Origin of the sequence: Pseudomonas fluorescens, from assembly GCF_019212185.1 — a bacterium.
Taxonomy (GTDB): Bacteria; Pseudomonadota; Gammaproteobacteria; order Pseudomonadales; family Pseudomonadaceae; genus Aquipseudomonas.
Genome location: NZ_CP078138.1, coordinates 4,738,611 through 4,751,817 on the forward strand (window position 1 = coordinate 4,738,611; position 13,207 = coordinate 4,751,817).

Consider the following 13,207-nt stretch of genomic DNA (forward strand, 5'->3'; position numbering starts at 1 on the left):
GCAGTAACTTACTCCCGTTCACCCGACGCCCCATTGCATCACCTGACTTCAGGTCGTGGAGAAAAGCATGTTGAACGAACGGAAAAACTGGAATCCCCGCCTACCTGAATTTCTGGTCGAAGCCGAGACACTGCTCGCCCGATCCGAGGAATGCCTGGTCCATTTGCAACTCATCAGAAACGATGCGGATGCCGTCCGCTGCCTGCTCGATACGTTGCAGGTCCTGGCTAACCGCGCGGATGTACTGGCGCTTGGCACTGTTTCGCGGTTCGCCAACGGTATCCATGCCGTACTCAGCCAGGCCCACCGACAAGTCGACCTGCACGCCCAAGCGCTGGATTCCTTGCAGGCGTGCCTGACGTTGATGGCCTGGCAACTTGAACTGGTCGATCTCCATACGGGCGAACTCGGCCTTGACACCGAGGAGCAAGCAGCCCTCCTGGAACGCCTGACCCTGGACCTCAACGGCGCCCCCTTGCAGTTCTCAGTTCCTGCCACTGGCTTTGCTCCCCCGTTACAGGCAAAGCGCGCGTGAGATCCACCGACGGCCCGCCGCCCCCCTCTGCCCCCAAAGCCGGCCGACGATGAAGTTGCAAGCTGGCCGGTTCCATGGCGCGACCCGGCATCTATTAGGTGGTAACATGCGCACCAAATAATTGACGCTACATTAATGGCACTCTGGATCCAGAGCGGCACCCGATCCTTACAGTGCAAAACTCGTTGTTGACTTGCAGACTGCTCCGATTTGAAGCCGACCACTCCAGTCAATCCACCTGACCGGCCAGCCCACAACGAACATCCATGGGTCCTCCGCGCCATGCACGCCAGCCTCAGATCAGTCACCGCCTGGCGCCCCTCTCGACAAAACGTTCAGCGACTGACCCTGTTGCTCTGCATCGGCACGGCATTGGGTTGTCTGGCGACCTATTACCTGTCCCTGCCATTGCCACTGCCCCTGGTTGTGCTGAGCCTGAGCGCAGCGGGCGGCGTGTTTCACCAGTACCTGCGGTTGCGCAGGTCGATCAAGTTCCAACCCCAGGAGCTGGCCGACCGCCTGTTGCAGGTTCAGGAGAACGAACGTCATCGATTGAGTCGCGAATTGCACGACGATATCGGCCAGTTACTGACCGCAGCCAAACTGCAAAACGAATGGCTGCGGCGCCGCCTGCCGGCGGAACTGCAAAGCCACTGCGGTGTAGTGGGCGAGACCCTGGAAGAAACCCTGGCAAAAGTGCGCGATGTGTCCGCAGCGCTCAACCCCAGGCAACTTTCCAGCCTGGGTCTGGAAGCCAGTTTACGCGCCCATCTGCTCAAGACGCTGGCCAAAACCAGCGTGCACTGGAGCCTGGAGTGCCAGCAACAGCTCAATGGAATTGCCGAGGAGATGGCCGTGGCAGCGTTCCGCATCACCCAGGAAGCCACGACCAATGTTCTGCGCCACGCCCAGGCCAACAATTTGTGGGTCCGCCTGCAACGTACACCAGAAGGGCTCGCGCTGCGCATCAGTGATGATGGGCAAGGCTTTGCCCCGGCCACTTGTCCAGCCCAGGAGGGTCAGCGCGGCATGTCGGGCATGGCGGAACGGGTTGAACAACTCGGCGGCACACTGACGATTACCAGCGCGCCAGGCGAGGGCACGCAAATCGATGCACTGTTTCCCTGGACACCCCGCACCCTCCAACGAGCCAACACGAATAAGGTTGCCCATTGACTTGTAACTTGCTGCTGGTGGACGACCACTCACTGATCCGCGCCGGGGTGCGCGCGCTGGTCATGGACATTCCCGGCTACCGCGTGATTGGCGAGGCCGAGGATGGTGCCCAGGCCGTGGAAATGGTCCAGATCCTGAATCCCGACATCGTTGTGCTGGATCTGTCCATGAAGCAGGTGGGAGGGCTTGAGGCATTGACCACACTCAAAGCACAGCGGCCACTGTGTAAGGTCCTGATCCTGTCGATGCACACTGACCCGGCGATGATCATGCGTGCGTTGGAATCCGGCGCCCATGGCTATTTGCTCAAGGACACCACGGCAACCGAACTGGAGCATGCGCTTGCAGCCTTGCGCGATAATGAACGTTACCTGAGCCCGGCCATCGCTCACACCGTGATCAATCAGGCGCTCGGTCAAGGGCACCCCCCTTCCATGGCATCCACACGTGCGCATGAACTGACCGCAAGACAACTGGAAATCCTGCGCCTGATCGTGCGCGGCAAGTCCACCCGCGAGATTGCCGGCGGTTTGGGGCTGAGCATCAAAACCGTGGAAACCCACCGTTCGCAGATCATGAAGCGACTGCAGATCTTCGACGTGGCAGGTCTCGTATTGTTTGCCGTGCGAGAACAAATCATCAGCCTCGACGACTGAACGGGTCAGCTCTGGAGTAACGGCGAGTCCTGCGGCAAGTGCACTCGCAAGGCACCTGGACGTATGGCAAAGCGCATGTTGTCACCGTCCAGTGGTTCGCCATCGAGGTTGATGGAGAGCCCTTCCGCTGCCTTGATCTCGACCCATGGCAGCCGTGCACGGACAAACAGGTTATCCAGCCCCCAGCCATCGGCCACCAGGTCCTTGAGCGTGCCCACCACATCCTGGGGGGCAGGAAGGATGCTGATATCCAGCAAGCCATCGTCGATCGACGCCTGCGGGCACAGTTCGTGCCCGCCCCCGGCCTGGCGACCGTTACCAATTCCCAGCGCAAGTAACTCGCCGTGCCAGTGAAAGTCTGGTCCCTGCAACTCGGCATAGGCGGCATGCAGCTCACTGAAACGAGTCAGTCCGGTGAACAGATAGGCTGCGCCGCCGAGCATCTTCTTCAAATCTTCAGAGGTATTGGCCGTGACCTGACTCCCGAATCCACCGGTTGCCATGTTCAAGAACACCTGTCCGCCAACCTCCCCCAGATCGATGGCGCGGGCCGGCACATCGAGCAGCGACAACGCTTCGCGTGGCTCCAGGGAAACACCGGCGGCACGAGCAAAATCATTGGCCGTGCCCAGGGGCAGAAGCACCAGGCTGGCTTGCCCTGAGTCGGCCGCCATCGCCTCGGCAATATCGCGCAAGGTGCCGTCGCCGCCACCGGCAATCAGTTGGCTATAACCCGCGGCTATGGCCTCCTGCACCAGGCGTTGCGCATCGCCAGCTTCCCAGGTCAGGCGAACCGCCAACTCCCAGCCTTGCTGGCGCTTCTCCTCCACCGCGGCCCGAACCTCCTCGTTCAGCGCCTGCTTGCCATGCAAAATCAACAGTGCCTTTCGCTCACTCATCATCTGTCCCCATTGATTACCTGACATCTGACAGATGTTGACCATGCGCGAGTGAGAAAGGATCCGTCAAAAATGAAATACCGGGGCGCAATCGTCCCACCAGCCCTTATGAACTGCGCTAAACATCGAGTTTTTTCTTACAGCCAGTGACGAATTAGCCGGATTGACGGTGCACTGATATTGGAACACCGTGTGTCGGCAGTCATCTGGAACCAATTGGAAACATACAAGGACGAACAGGCATATGAATGGAACCGTGTTACAGGCAGCAACCCGCTCCATCGCAAAAACTCCTGCAACCCCGGCCATCAATGCCAATCTGGCAGATTCGGTGCTCAGGGGCGATCAACAAGCGCACTCCCACGATCCTCAAAAAGGAGCCGATATGGGCCCTCGCATCGCGGAACTGGAGACTCAGTTGAACGAGCTGCGCAAGCACCAGCAACAGCTCCATGAGGAGCTGAAATCCATCAGGAACAGGCTGGGGTTTTCAACGGGCATCATCACCGTGCTGATCGGGCTGGCCTGCTGGATTGCCAACAGCCGCTTCGATCAACTGGTAGCGTTGCTCAACTGACGGAGCGCACAACCCGCACGCCAGGCCCAGGCAATACCAGGCATTGCCGGCCTGACGAGGCGCTTCAGCCGAGAACTTCGCTTAGCGGAATGAAATTGACCCAGTCACCTTCGCCCAGGGTTCGCTCTTCCAGCACTTCGACAAGGCCTTCTGCCCAAGCCGCACTGCGCAGCACACCCGAGCTCTGATTGCGGTAGATAATTGCCCGCCCCTGCTCCAGGCGACCACGGAGGTACTCTCGACGATTACCCGCTTTCGGCCAGTCGAATCCCGCAGGCACCCGGAATTGCAACGGCGTAAGCTCCTGTACACCTAGGCGACGCAGCAGGTAGGGGCGCGCCAGCAGGGCAAACGTCACCAGTGTCGAAGCCGGGTTGCCTGGCAGTCCGATCACCGGCACGCCCTGAAAATGGCCAACCGTCAGTGGTTTTCCGGGTTTGATCGCCAATTTCCACAAGGTCAACTCACCGGCCTCACGCAAGGCGACGCCGAGGAAGTCGGCTTCACCGACCGACACGCCACCGGTGGAGAGAATCAGGTCGACCCCATCCAGCGCAGTCAAACGTTCACGGGTGGCTTGCAGGTTATCGGGGAGAATTCCCGCATCCACGACATCGCAGCCCAAGCGCTTCAGCCAGCTACACAGCAACACCCGGTTGCTATTGTAAATCTGTCCCGGACCGAGCGTCTGACCAGGCTCAACCAACTCATCGCCCGTCGAAAGGACTGCGACGCGCACTTTGCGCACCACGTCCAATTCCGCACACCCCAGTGACGCTGCGAGTCCCTGCTCGATCGGTCCCAGGCGGGTACCGGCGCTCAGTACCAACTCGCCAACCGTGGTTTCCTGACCTTGCGGGCGGATGTTCTGCCCGGGATGAAGCGCCTCGCTGAACTGCACGCGCTGGTCGGCCAGCACTTCGGCGTTCTCCTGCATTTCCACGCAGTCAGCGCCGGCCGGTACCGGAGCACCGGTGAAGATTCTCGCGCAAGTGCCTGGCTGCAGCGGCTCAGGGGCCATGCCCGCAAAGATTTTCTGCGTGACCGCCAAGGGCTCGCCCATCCAGTCGGCAACGCGCAATGCGTAGCCGTCCATGGCGCTGTTGGGCCAGGGCGGCAAGTCCAGGGTAGACTGCAGATCCTCGGCGAGCACACGCCCCTCGGTCGCCGCCAGCGGCAATCGCTCACGCTCGAGTATCGGCGTCGCGTCGGCCATTTCCAGCAGACGGGCGAGTGCCACTTCAACCGGCAGCAAACTGCCGCTTTTGCCAGGCTTACCCACGGGATTCACAAGGTGCCGCCTGTTTCAGGTGCGGTACGAAATTGCACGGGCGGTGGCGCGAGTCCAGTTGCTCAGCGAGAATTCCATCCCAGCCAGTGCGCACTGCGTTGGTGGAACCCGGCAGGCAGCACACCAGCGTGCCATTGGCCAGACCTGCCAACGCGCGGGACTGGACCGTCGAGGTGCCGATGTCCGCCACCGATATCTGGCGAAACAGCTCACCAAAGCCGTCCACCTGCTTGTCCAGCAGGCAACTGACGGCTTCCGGTGTGCTGTCACGACCGGTGAACCCGGTGCCGCCGGTAATCAACACGACTTGAACCACATCGTCAGCAATCCAGGTGGCCACTTGTGCACGAATTTTGTACAGGTCATCTTTGAGCAACACCCGTGCAGCCAGATTGTGTCCGGCCGCGCCCAGGCGGTCGACGAAGACCTGTCCGGACGTATCGGTTTCAAGCGTGCGGGTGTCGCTGACGGTCAGCACTGCAATGTTCAGCGGGGCGAAAGGCACTTCAGCCTTGGCTTTCATAGGCTCGTCCAGTTGTAGGAGAAACAGCCCGGTGTTATATCACAGCGCCAGTTTACTTTGCCGCACCGATGGAGATGCCCCATGGTCTCGAACTTCCAGTCATTCACCTGCTCGATTCTGATCCTGGCTGGAGGCCGCGGCCAGCGCATGAATGGCCAGGACAAAGGGCTGCTGGAATGGCATGGCCAGCCGCTTATCGCTCACCTGCACGAGCGCACGCGCGACATGACGGATGATCTGCTCATTTCCTGCAATCGCAATGTTGAACGCTACGCCCAATATGCCGACCGACTCGTGCATGACGAAATCAACGACTTCCCCGGCCCACTGGCAGGCATACGTGCAGGCCTTGCAGCCGCCCGGCATAGCCATCTGATGGTGCTGCCATGCGATGTACCACGGATCGACACGCAGCTGTTGCAGGACATGCTTGATACGGCCCTCCAGCACCCTGAAAAACCGCTGATGCTTCGTCAGGGTGAACACTGGGAACCACTGCTTTGCGTCATTCCGGTTGCACTGGCGGATGAGTTCGAACGTGCCTGGAACAATGGTGAGCGCAGTCCCGGCAAGATCATGCGCACGCTTGGCGCCCGGTCTTTACAGTGTCCGGAGAACGATCGACGCCTGGCCAATCTCAATACACCCGAACTGTTAGCACTGCATGACCCCCTGTCAGAATGACGACGTCAAGGAACTTGCCGGCGTGCTTCACGTCTTAAGTTCAGACTCTTTTAGAATTCACTTGCGGAGACCTCTCATGACTCAACGGACACTCGCCACTTTCATGCTCGCCCTGGGCCTGGCCACGCTCGCCGGTTGCTCATCGCCTGCAGTCATCACCTTGAATGACGGTCGCGAAATCCAGTCGGTCGATACCCCTAAATTTGATTCCGACACCGGCTTCTACGAGTTCGAGCAACTGGACGGCAAGCAAACCCGTATCAACAAGGATCAGGTTCGCACCGTTAAAGACCTGTAAGCGTCGACCCTGCGCTCAATGCCCGCCCCGCGTGGGCATTGTTGCATCTGGGCCAGTAAAAACCTCTCACCAGGCCAGCTTGATCCGGCTTTCGAACGTCCGCTCCAGACCACTGAGCGGATCGGTAAAGCGCAACCCCTTGGCCAATAACTTCAATGGATGGGCATAATCGTCCACGGCGTCTTTCACCACATGGGGATAGAACGGATCGTTGCAGATGCTGGCACCCAGCGCCGTCATGTGAACGCGTAACTGGTGCTTTTTGCCCGTGACCGGATACAGCCCATAGCGCCATAGCTCGCCGTTCTTTTCCAGGACCTCTACCGCCGTCTCCGTATTGACTACGCCAGGCCCCTCCTGCATGCGGAAAAACGGTTCGCCATCGACCAGTCGACTCTTGTGCACCAACGGAAAGGACAATTGCGGCAGTGCCCTGGCGATCGCTTCATAGTGCTTGTCGATCTGCCGCGTGGGGAACAACGCTTGATACGCGGAGCGGCTCCGTGGATCGGCGGAAAACAGCACTAGCCCGGCGGTGTGCCGGTCGATACGGTGCAGCGGTACCAAATGGGGGTTATCCAGACGCCGGATCAAGCGCCGAAGCAACGTCTGCTCGACATACTCACCCGCCGGGGTCACCGGCAGGAAGTGTGGCTTGTCGGCGACCACCAGATGCTCATCGGCAAACAGGATCGCTTCCTCCACCGGTATGTGTTTTTCATCGGGCACTTCACGAAAATAATGGACTCGCAGGCCTTCTTTATATGCCAGGTCAAAAGCAATCGGCTGGCCATGCGCGTCCAGTACGCGCCCTCGGGCAATCCGGTCCAGCCACTGTTCACGGCTAATGGCACTGAAGTGTTCACACAGGCAGTCGAGCACGGTTACCCAGGAGCCCGGAGGCAGGTACAGCGTGCTGGCCTGATTGTGTGCGGCGGAAAACATTGGGGTGGACATAGAAAGGCTCGACCGTTTTTGCAGACGGGCATTATCCAGCAACGAGCCCCTCTACACCTAATACGCGATCGCCGGTGGCAGGCCTCAGGCAGTCATTGAGTCACGCACCACCGCAGCCTCGGTGAACTCCTTCAACCAGCGCAACACGTCCACCGCCTCCCAGCGCCCCGGATCATAAAGTGCGTAAAGCAAACCCTGATACCCGACAACATCCAGTTGCCGGTGATAGCCAGCCCGCTGAAACAAGGCTTCAATCTCGGCAAAGCAAGTATTGAAATGGACTTTATTGAAGGGTGTCTTTCCTTCCGTCACCAGGCCATCAAGCTGCAGCTCGCGCACCGCCTCACGCACCACATCGGCGGACATCCGATTCACGCTGGCTTTCAACTGTTCGACCTTGATCATGTCGCGCCCCTCTCTTTTCCGTCGCACCTGTTCAGGCAAGCCAACTGCCGCCCGAAAACCAAATAACTGTACAGGCATACAGTACAGGAATAAATCGGCGGGCGCCAACGGGATACTGGATAGGCACGACCAACGGGGACGTTACGCGCAAGGAAACGAGGGAGATTTAGAGCAGAAACGCGACAACCTGATCAGCGTCGAACGGCCAGTCCAGCTCGGCACTTGTATCGACCCTGCGCAACACTGGAATCCGCAAGCCATAGGCCTCAACCATGGACTCGCGCTCGGCAATGTCCACCAACTCCACCATTAGTCCGTGCTCGACCAGTGGCATCAGCACGTCTTCGGCGAGTTCACACAGATGGCAACCAAGGGTGCCGAACAACTGGCATTCAGGAGGCATGACATACAAACCGGGAAGGATCGGGTGATTATTCTAGGCCGCACACCCAACCTCGTCGAGCCTAGCCGGGTGTGCCCCCTCAACCTGCACAGATCCTCAATCCTGACTGACCGCGCCAATCTTGTGAATCGACAGGTCGGCGCCGTAATACTCCTCCTCCTGACTCAGGCGCAGACCATGCAAGGCCTTGATCACCCCATAGACCGCAAAGCCTCCCAGCAGGGCGACCAATATCCCCAGCGCAGTGCCGATCAATTGGCTGATCAGGCTGACACCCCCGAGGCCACCCAGGACACTCTGGCCAAAGATCCCGCAGGCAATCCCGCCCCAGGCTCCGCACAAACCGTGCAACGGCCAGACACCCAGTACGTCGTCGATTTTCCAGCGGTTCTGCGCAGCAATAAAACACCAGACAAACAGCGCCCCCGCGACGGCGCCCGTGATCAGCGCACCCACCGGGTGCATCAGATCGGAGCCGGCACAGATTGCCACCAGTCCGGCCAACGGACCGTTGTGCAGGAAACCAGGGTCATTGCGCCCCACAATCAAGGCCGCCATCGTGCCCCCGACCATTGCCATCAACGAATTGACCGCCACCAGACCACTGACGCCTTGCAACGTCTGGGCACTCATGACGTTAAAGCCGAACCAACCGACGATCAGAATCCATGAACCCAACGCGAGGAACGGAATACTCGACGGGGCAAACGCGACCAATCGCCCTTCGCGGTAGCGACCATTACGCGGCCCCAGCAACAGCACGGCCGCCAGCGCCAGCCAACCGCCCATGGCGTGTACGACAACCGAGCCTGCAAAGTCATGAAAACTGGCGCCGAACTGTGCCTGCAACCAGGCTTGCAAGCCAAAGTTGTCATTCCAGATCATGCCTTCGAAAAACGGATAGATGAACGCTACGATCAACGCCGTTGCGCACAACTGCGGGACAAAGCGTGCCCGCTCGGCGATCCCGCCGGAAATGATCGCCGGAATGGCTGCAGCAAACGTCAGCAAAAAGAAAAACTTCACCAGGCCGTAACCATGATCGGCACTGAGCGCGCTGGCCGGCTGCATGAAATTGACGCCGTAGGATATCCAGTAGCCTATAAAGAAGTAGGCCAGCGTCGACACTGCGAAGTCACTGATGATCTTCGACAGCGCATTCACCTGGTTTTTTTGACGAACCGTGCCCACCTCCAGAAACGCAAACCCGGCGTGCATGGCCAGGACCATCACCGCACCGATCAATATGAAGAGCGTATTGGAACTGTGGATCAGGGTATCCACTGCACTTTGCAAATTTTCCATGGGTTGGGCAGACCTTCAAAACGCAAAAAGCACCAAAGCAGTTCGTCGAGCCGAAATGCGCACCAAGATAAGACCAGCCCTGGTCTTTACTGTGTTCAGAAATGAACCGTTTTGGCGCATGGACTTAAACATGATCCATCGTTGCCTGGATGTTCCGCGGGTTTCTATGATTTAGGTTATGGTTTTTGCGTAGAGCGCCCGATTTCAGGACAACAGGGCTGGCCGACGCACCATGACATAGCAAAAGCTGTACCAGCCATTTGCACTGAACCTTCGTGCAAGGCCCATACTCGAACCTTTGACACGCCACCTATGGAGATCAACATGGCCAGCAAAACGGCAAAGACTGCTCAAGAAATCCTGATGGACGATTTTCAGACACTGGTCAGCGATACCGAGCGCCTGCTGGAACACACGGCGACCCTGGCAGGTGATCAAGCCGATGAATTGCGCGAACAGATCCATGAAAGTCTGCTGCGTGCCCGTGAAACCCTGCAACTGACCCAGGAATCCCTGACCGAGCGTGGCAAGGCGGCAGTCACTACCACTGAAGACTACGTGCAGGCCAATCCCTGGCAGTCGGTAGGCATCGCCGCCGGCGTCGGATTCCTCATTGGCCTGCTGGCGACACGGCGCTGATATGGCTATCGGTGAATCCGGTTCGACCGAGACCACTCCTGGCGCTTCGCCGCGACGCCTGGGTGCCGCATTTCTGGGGCTGCTGCACAGCCATGTCGAACTGTTCGGCATCGAGTTGCAAGAGCAAAAAGCCCGCACGGTAAGCCTGTTGCTGTTCGCCGGCCTGGCGCTGGTGTTTGCCTTGCTGTTATTGGTGGGACTTTCGGCGCTGGTGATGATTTTGCTGTGGGACACCTATCGCCTCACGGCAATCATTGGCCTGTGCGTGTTCTACGCGCTAGCGGCGATGTTCTGTGGACTGCGCCTGAAAGCGGCGATTTTTGACGAGTCCTCGCCCTTCCATGCCACCCTCGAAGAGCTGGCCAACGACAGGGAGCGCTTGTTGCCATGAACCTTCCCGAAATCCCCAGAAACAGTTCACGTCAGGAAATGCGCAAGGCCCTGATTCGCCTGCGCATGGAAATGCATCGCCAGGAACTGCGCCACGAATCCCGACAATTGCTCCAGCCCTTGCAGCGTGTTCGCGGCATGGGCCAAAGTTTTCAAGACGGCCTGGGCATCAAGCATGCGCCACTTTGGGGCGTGGCAGCCGTTACCTTGCTCGGATTTCTTACCGGTAAGGGTGCCAAGGGTGGCGGAATTCGCAGTGCCAGCCGAATGGTCAGACTCGGCACCACTCTGCTGCCGCTGATCAAGCTGATCATCGGTAGCGCTCGAAAAAACTGATAGATAGCGCACCGGGTTTCATTAGCCAGAGGCTCGGTTGCGCTTGCAGCTTGTGAAATGACGCGGGAAGCTAGCGCATCAGTCATCAGACGGAGCAATCAGCCTTGGATTGGCAAACCCTGCTTAATCGTGAACGCCTGGGAAAACCTGTACACAGTCCGCAGGAGCTCGGCCGCAGCCCGTTTCACAAAGACCACGACCGGGTCATCTTTTCCGGCGCCTTTCGCCGCCTGGGCCGCAAGACCCAGGTTCACCCCGTCTCAAGCAATGACCACATCCATACCCGCCTGACCCACTCGCTGGAGGTCAGTTGCGTAGGGCGCTCGCTGGGTATGCGGGTCGGTGAAACCATTCGTAGTGCCCTGCCTGACTGGTGCGAACCCAGTGACCTGGGCATGGTGGTGCAGTCCGCCTGCCTGGCCCATGACATTGGCAACCCACCTTTTGGTCATTCCGGCGAGGACGCCATTCGCTATTGGTTTCAGCAAGCGGCGGGCAAGGGCTGGCTGGATGCGATGAGCGAAGTCGAGCGCAACGACTTCCTCAACTTCGAGGGCAATGCCCAAGGTTTCCGGGTGCTGACCCAGCTGGAATATCACCAGTTCGACGGCGGCACCCGCCTGACTTATGCAACGCTCGGCACCTACCTCAAGTATCCCTGGACGGCGCGCCACGCCGACTCGCTGGGCTACAAGAAACACAAGTTCGGCTGCTATCAGAGCGAACTGCCCCTGCTGGAGCAAATCGCTCAGAAACTCGGCCTGCCTCAACTCGAAGAGCAACGCTGGGCACGTCATCCACTGGTCTACCTGATGGAAGCGGCGGATGACATCTGCTATGCCCTCATCGATCTGGAAGATGGCCTGGAGATGGAGCTTCTGCAGTACGCAGAGGTTGAATCGCTATTGCTCGGCCTGGTCGGAGATGATTTGCCTGAAACTTACCGGCAACTGGGTGCCAATGATTCTCGTCGCCGCAAACTGGCGATTCTGCGTGGCAAGGCCATCGAACACCTGACCAATGCAGCAGCACGAGCATTTGTCGAACAGCAGGACGCGCTCCTGGCAGGCACACTGCAAGGCGACCTGGTCGAGCACATGCACGGACCTGCCAAACGTTGCGTACTCAATGCCAAGGACATGGCCCGCAAGAAAATCTTTCAGGACAAGCGCAAGACCCTGCATGAAATCGGTGCCTACACGACCTTGGAAATTTTGTTGAATGGTTTCTGCGGGGCAGCCCTGGAGCAGCACGGTGGCCGTGCGGCTTCGTTCAAGAACCGACGGATACTCGATCTGCTGGGTAACAATGCGCCCGACCCTCAAGGCTCCCTACATGCTTCATTCTTACGCATGATCGATTTCATCGCCGGAATGACCGACAGCTATGCAAGCGACATGGCACTGGAAATGACAGGGCGCTCAAGCCACTCATAAAAGGTATCGAACAGTGACTGCACAACACGAGCCAGTCACTGTTCAGTTTCTCGCTCGACGTGTTTCCGACATTTTTCGAAACTTCTGACCACGATAAACATCATGTTTAATTCACTCCCTGCAATCATTACGACAGCCAAGACCACAAGAAACCACTTTCAACAATAAAAAGTGCAACACCGGAAATCTACACTGAGTTCTTTTAACGGAGAGCCCCATGTTCAAACACAACTGTAGAGTCCTGCTGGTGGAAGACCACCCCTTTCAACTCAAGGCAGCCCTATCCCTATTGGAAACTTATGGGTTCACTCACATCACGACGGCCGACAGCGCTGCCAACGCCTTGCAGCAGATGCAATTTGCCATTCATCCCTTTGAATTATTATTGTGCGACCAGCACCTTCCTGACTGCCCGGGCCTTGAGTTGATTCGAATTGCTCACCAGCGTGGTTTAGTTGAGCACGCCATACTCCTGAGCTGCCTGGAAATAGCCGAACTCGAGGCATTAAAGAAATCTGCACATGCCCAACGCCTGCCTCTACTGGGCTGCATGAGAAAGCCACTGAAACATTCTGAACTTATACTTCTATTGACTCCTCTGAATAACATCATTCAAACAGGCTAAACACAATCACACGCCATGCAAAAAGAAATACCTGATGAAGCACTTTGACCCCGGTGCAGGTCACACTTCAAT

Annotated in this window: 18 protein-coding genes; 11 read left to right on the forward strand and 7 right to left on the reverse strand. The window is 58.3% G+C overall.

Translation table 11 applies throughout. The features are described 5' to 3' along the window. Nucleotides 1-67 precede the first annotated feature (67 nt). From KW062_RS29035 to KW062_RS21045, 3 genes are all read left to right on the forward strand, one after another. Complete coding sequence (locus tag KW062_RS29035) at nucleotides 68-535, forward strand: hypothetical protein (protein ID WP_081786397.1); 468 nt, start codon at nucleotides 68-70, stop codon at nucleotides 533-535. Nucleotides 536-817: 282 nt separating this feature from the next. Then, nucleotides 818-1,711, forward strand: a complete 894-nt coding sequence (locus tag KW062_RS21040) for a sensor histidine kinase (protein ID WP_105753755.1) — start codon at nucleotides 818-820, stop codon at nucleotides 1,709-1,711. Next, on the forward strand, nucleotides 1,708-2,367 hold the full coding sequence (locus KW062_RS21045) for a response regulator (protein WP_105753756.1): 660 nt from the start codon (nucleotides 1,708-1,710) through the stop codon (nucleotides 2,365-2,367). The genes KW062_RS21040 and KW062_RS21045 overlap by 4 nt, the downstream gene beginning before the upstream one ends. 5 nt (nucleotides 2,368-2,372) lie before the next feature. Here KW062_RS21045 and yegS read toward each other — a convergent pair whose 3' ends face one another. Further along, nucleotides 2,373-3,266 carry a lipid kinase YegS gene (yegS, locus tag KW062_RS21050; protein WP_027620204.1) on the reverse strand — a complete coding sequence of 298 codons (894 nt, stop codon included), beginning with the start codon at nucleotides 3,264-3,266 and terminating at the stop codon, nucleotides 2,373-2,375. A gap of 244 nt (nucleotides 3,267-3,510) precedes the next feature. On the opposite strand from yegS, the gene KW062_RS29040 reads away from it, so the two are divergent. Further along, nucleotides 3,511-3,843 (forward strand): hypothetical protein, encoded by a 333-nt coding sequence (locus KW062_RS29040; protein WP_256350831.1) that lies wholly within the window; start codon nucleotides 3,511-3,513, stop codon nucleotides 3,841-3,843. A gap of 64 nt (nucleotides 3,844-3,907) precedes the next feature. On the opposite strand, the gene KW062_RS21060 is transcribed toward KW062_RS29040, so the two are convergent. Next, the gene (locus KW062_RS21060) at nucleotides 3,908-5,134 is read right to left on the reverse strand and encodes a molybdopterin molybdotransferase MoeA (protein WP_105753758.1); all 1,227 of its coding nucleotides are present in this window, start codon (nucleotides 5,132-5,134) and stop codon (nucleotides 3,908-3,910) included. Next, nucleotides 5,118-5,657, reverse strand: a complete 540-nt coding sequence (gene moaB / locus KW062_RS21065) for a molybdenum cofactor biosynthesis protein B (protein ID WP_027620201.1) — start codon at nucleotides 5,655-5,657, stop codon at nucleotides 5,118-5,120. Before moaB ends, KW062_RS21060 begins: the two co-directional genes overlap by 17 nt. 81 nt (nucleotides 5,658-5,738) lie before the next feature. Between moaB and mobA the strand changes: the two genes are divergently transcribed. Then, on the forward strand, nucleotides 5,739-6,341 hold the full coding sequence (gene mobA, locus KW062_RS21070; RefSeq protein WP_027620200.1) for a molybdenum cofactor guanylyltransferase MobA: 603 nt from the start codon (nucleotides 5,739-5,741) through the stop codon (nucleotides 6,339-6,341). A 76-nt stretch (nucleotides 6,342-6,417) separates the two neighbouring features. Next, on the forward strand, nucleotides 6,418-6,639 hold the full coding sequence (locus KW062_RS21075; protein ID WP_027620199.1) for a YgdI/YgdR family lipoprotein: 222 nt from the start codon (nucleotides 6,418-6,420) through the stop codon (nucleotides 6,637-6,639). Nucleotides 6,640-6,705: 66 nt separating this feature from the next. On the opposite strand, the gene KW062_RS21080 is transcribed toward KW062_RS21075, so the two are convergent. The 4 genes from KW062_RS21080 to KW062_RS21095 all read right to left on the reverse strand — a co-directional run bounded on the left by KW062_RS21080 (nucleotide 6,706) and on the right by KW062_RS21095 (nucleotide 9,709). Beyond that, nucleotides 6,706-7,596: a pseudouridine synthase gene (locus KW062_RS21080; protein ID WP_105753759.1), complete on the reverse strand. Its 891-nt coding sequence runs from the start codon at nucleotides 7,594-7,596 to the stop codon at nucleotides 6,706-6,708. 84 nt (nucleotides 7,597-7,680) lie between these two features. Continuing rightward, complete coding sequence (locus KW062_RS21085; protein WP_027620197.1) at nucleotides 7,681-8,001, reverse strand: transcriptional regulator; 321 nt, start codon at nucleotides 7,999-8,001, stop codon at nucleotides 7,681-7,683. Between the two features lie 166 nt (nucleotides 8,002-8,167). Continuing rightward, nucleotides 8,168-8,404, reverse strand: coding sequence for a glutaredoxin family protein (locus KW062_RS21090; protein WP_027620196.1), 237 nt, complete (start codon nucleotides 8,402-8,404; stop codon nucleotides 8,168-8,170). Between the two features lie 96 nt (nucleotides 8,405-8,500). Beyond that, entirely contained in the window at nucleotides 8,501-9,709 is a 1,209-nt protein-coding gene (locus KW062_RS21095; protein WP_105753760.1) for an ammonium transporter, read from the reverse strand. A gap of 324 nt (nucleotides 9,710-10,033) precedes the next feature. Here KW062_RS21095 and KW062_RS21100 point away from each other — a divergent pair, with 324 nt between their 5' ends. The 5 genes from KW062_RS21100 to KW062_RS21120 all read left to right on the forward strand — a co-directional run bounded on the left by KW062_RS21100 (nucleotide 10,034) and on the right by KW062_RS21120 (nucleotide 13,135). Continuing rightward, nucleotides 10,034-10,348 carry a DUF883 family protein gene (locus KW062_RS21100; RefSeq protein ID WP_105753761.1) on the forward strand — a complete coding sequence of 105 codons (315 nt, stop codon included), beginning with the start codon at nucleotides 10,034-10,036 and terminating at the stop codon, nucleotides 10,346-10,348. Between the two features lies 1 nt (nucleotide 10,349). Then, nucleotides 10,350-10,739 carry a phage holin family protein gene (locus tag KW062_RS21105; RefSeq protein WP_027620193.1) on the forward strand — a complete coding sequence of 130 codons (390 nt, stop codon included), beginning with the start codon at nucleotides 10,350-10,352 and terminating at the stop codon, nucleotides 10,737-10,739. After that, complete coding sequence (locus KW062_RS21110; RefSeq protein ID WP_105753762.1) at nucleotides 10,736-11,074, forward strand: hypothetical protein; 339 nt, start codon at nucleotides 10,736-10,738, stop codon at nucleotides 11,072-11,074. Before KW062_RS21105 ends, KW062_RS21110 begins: the two co-directional genes overlap by 4 nt. 104 nt (nucleotides 11,075-11,178) lie before the next feature. Continuing rightward, nucleotides 11,179-12,510, forward strand: a complete 1,332-nt coding sequence (locus KW062_RS21115; protein WP_027620191.1) for a deoxyguanosinetriphosphate triphosphohydrolase — start codon at nucleotides 11,179-11,181, stop codon at nucleotides 12,508-12,510. Nucleotides 12,511-12,727: 217 nt separating this feature from the next. Then, a complete protein-coding gene (locus tag KW062_RS21120) occupies nucleotides 12,728-13,135 on the forward strand; it encodes a response regulator (protein WP_027620190.1) in 408 nt (135 codons plus the stop codon). Nucleotides 13,136-13,207 lie beyond the last annotated feature (72 nt).

What these genes read in the sequence shown, in the direction of transcription:
- mobA (WP_027620200.1), top strand. Translation starts at nt 5,739, where the DNA reads ATGGTCTCGAACTTCCAGTCATTCACCTGCTCGATTCTGATCCTGGCT.
- KW062_RS21100 (WP_105753761.1), top strand. Translation starts at nt 10,034, where the DNA reads ATGGCCAGCAAAACGGCAAAGACTGCTCAAGAAATCCTGATGGACGAT.
- yegS (WP_027620204.1), bottom strand. Translation starts at nt 3,266, where the DNA reads ATGAGTGAGCGAAAGGCACTGTTGATTTTGCATGGCAAGCAGGCGCTG.
- KW062_RS29040 (WP_256350831.1), top strand. Translation starts at nt 3,511, where the DNA reads ATGAATGGAACCGTGTTACAGGCAGCAACCCGCTCCATCGCAAAAACT.
- KW062_RS21105 (WP_027620193.1), top strand. Translation starts at nt 10,350, where the DNA reads ATGGCTATCGGTGAATCCGGTTCGACCGAGACCACTCCTGGCGCTTCG.
- KW062_RS21090 (WP_027620196.1), bottom strand. Translation starts at nt 8,404, where the DNA reads ATGCCTCCTGAATGCCAGTTGTTCGGCACCCTTGGTTGCCATCTGTGT.
- KW062_RS21095 (WP_105753760.1), bottom strand. Translation starts at nt 9,709, where the DNA reads ATGGAAAATTTGCAAAGTGCAGTGGATACCCTGATCCACAGTTCCAAT.
- KW062_RS29035 (WP_081786397.1), top strand. Translation starts at nt 68, where the DNA reads ATGTTGAACGAACGGAAAAACTGGAATCCCCGCCTACCTGAATTTCTG.
- KW062_RS21110 (WP_105753762.1), top strand. Translation starts at nt 10,736, where the DNA reads ATGAACCTTCCCGAAATCCCCAGAAACAGTTCACGTCAGGAAATGCGC.
- KW062_RS21040 (WP_105753755.1), top strand. Translation starts at nt 818, where the DNA reads ATGCACGCCAGCCTCAGATCAGTCACCGCCTGGCGCCCCTCTCGACAA.
- KW062_RS21080 (WP_105753759.1), bottom strand. Translation starts at nt 7,596, where the DNA reads ATGTCCACCCCAATGTTTTCCGCCGCACACAATCAGGCCAGCACGCTG.
- KW062_RS21075 (WP_027620199.1), top strand. Translation starts at nt 6,418, where the DNA reads ATGACTCAACGGACACTCGCCACTTTCATGCTCGCCCTGGGCCTGGCC.
- moaB (WP_027620201.1), bottom strand. Translation starts at nt 5,657, where the DNA reads ATGAAAGCCAAGGCTGAAGTGCCTTTCGCCCCGCTGAACATTGCAGTG.
- KW062_RS21085 (WP_027620197.1), bottom strand. Translation starts at nt 8,001, where the DNA reads ATGATCAAGGTCGAACAGTTGAAAGCCAGCGTGAATCGGATGTCCGCC.
- KW062_RS21120 (WP_027620190.1), top strand. Translation starts at nt 12,728, where the DNA reads ATGTTCAAACACAACTGTAGAGTCCTGCTGGTGGAAGACCACCCCTTT.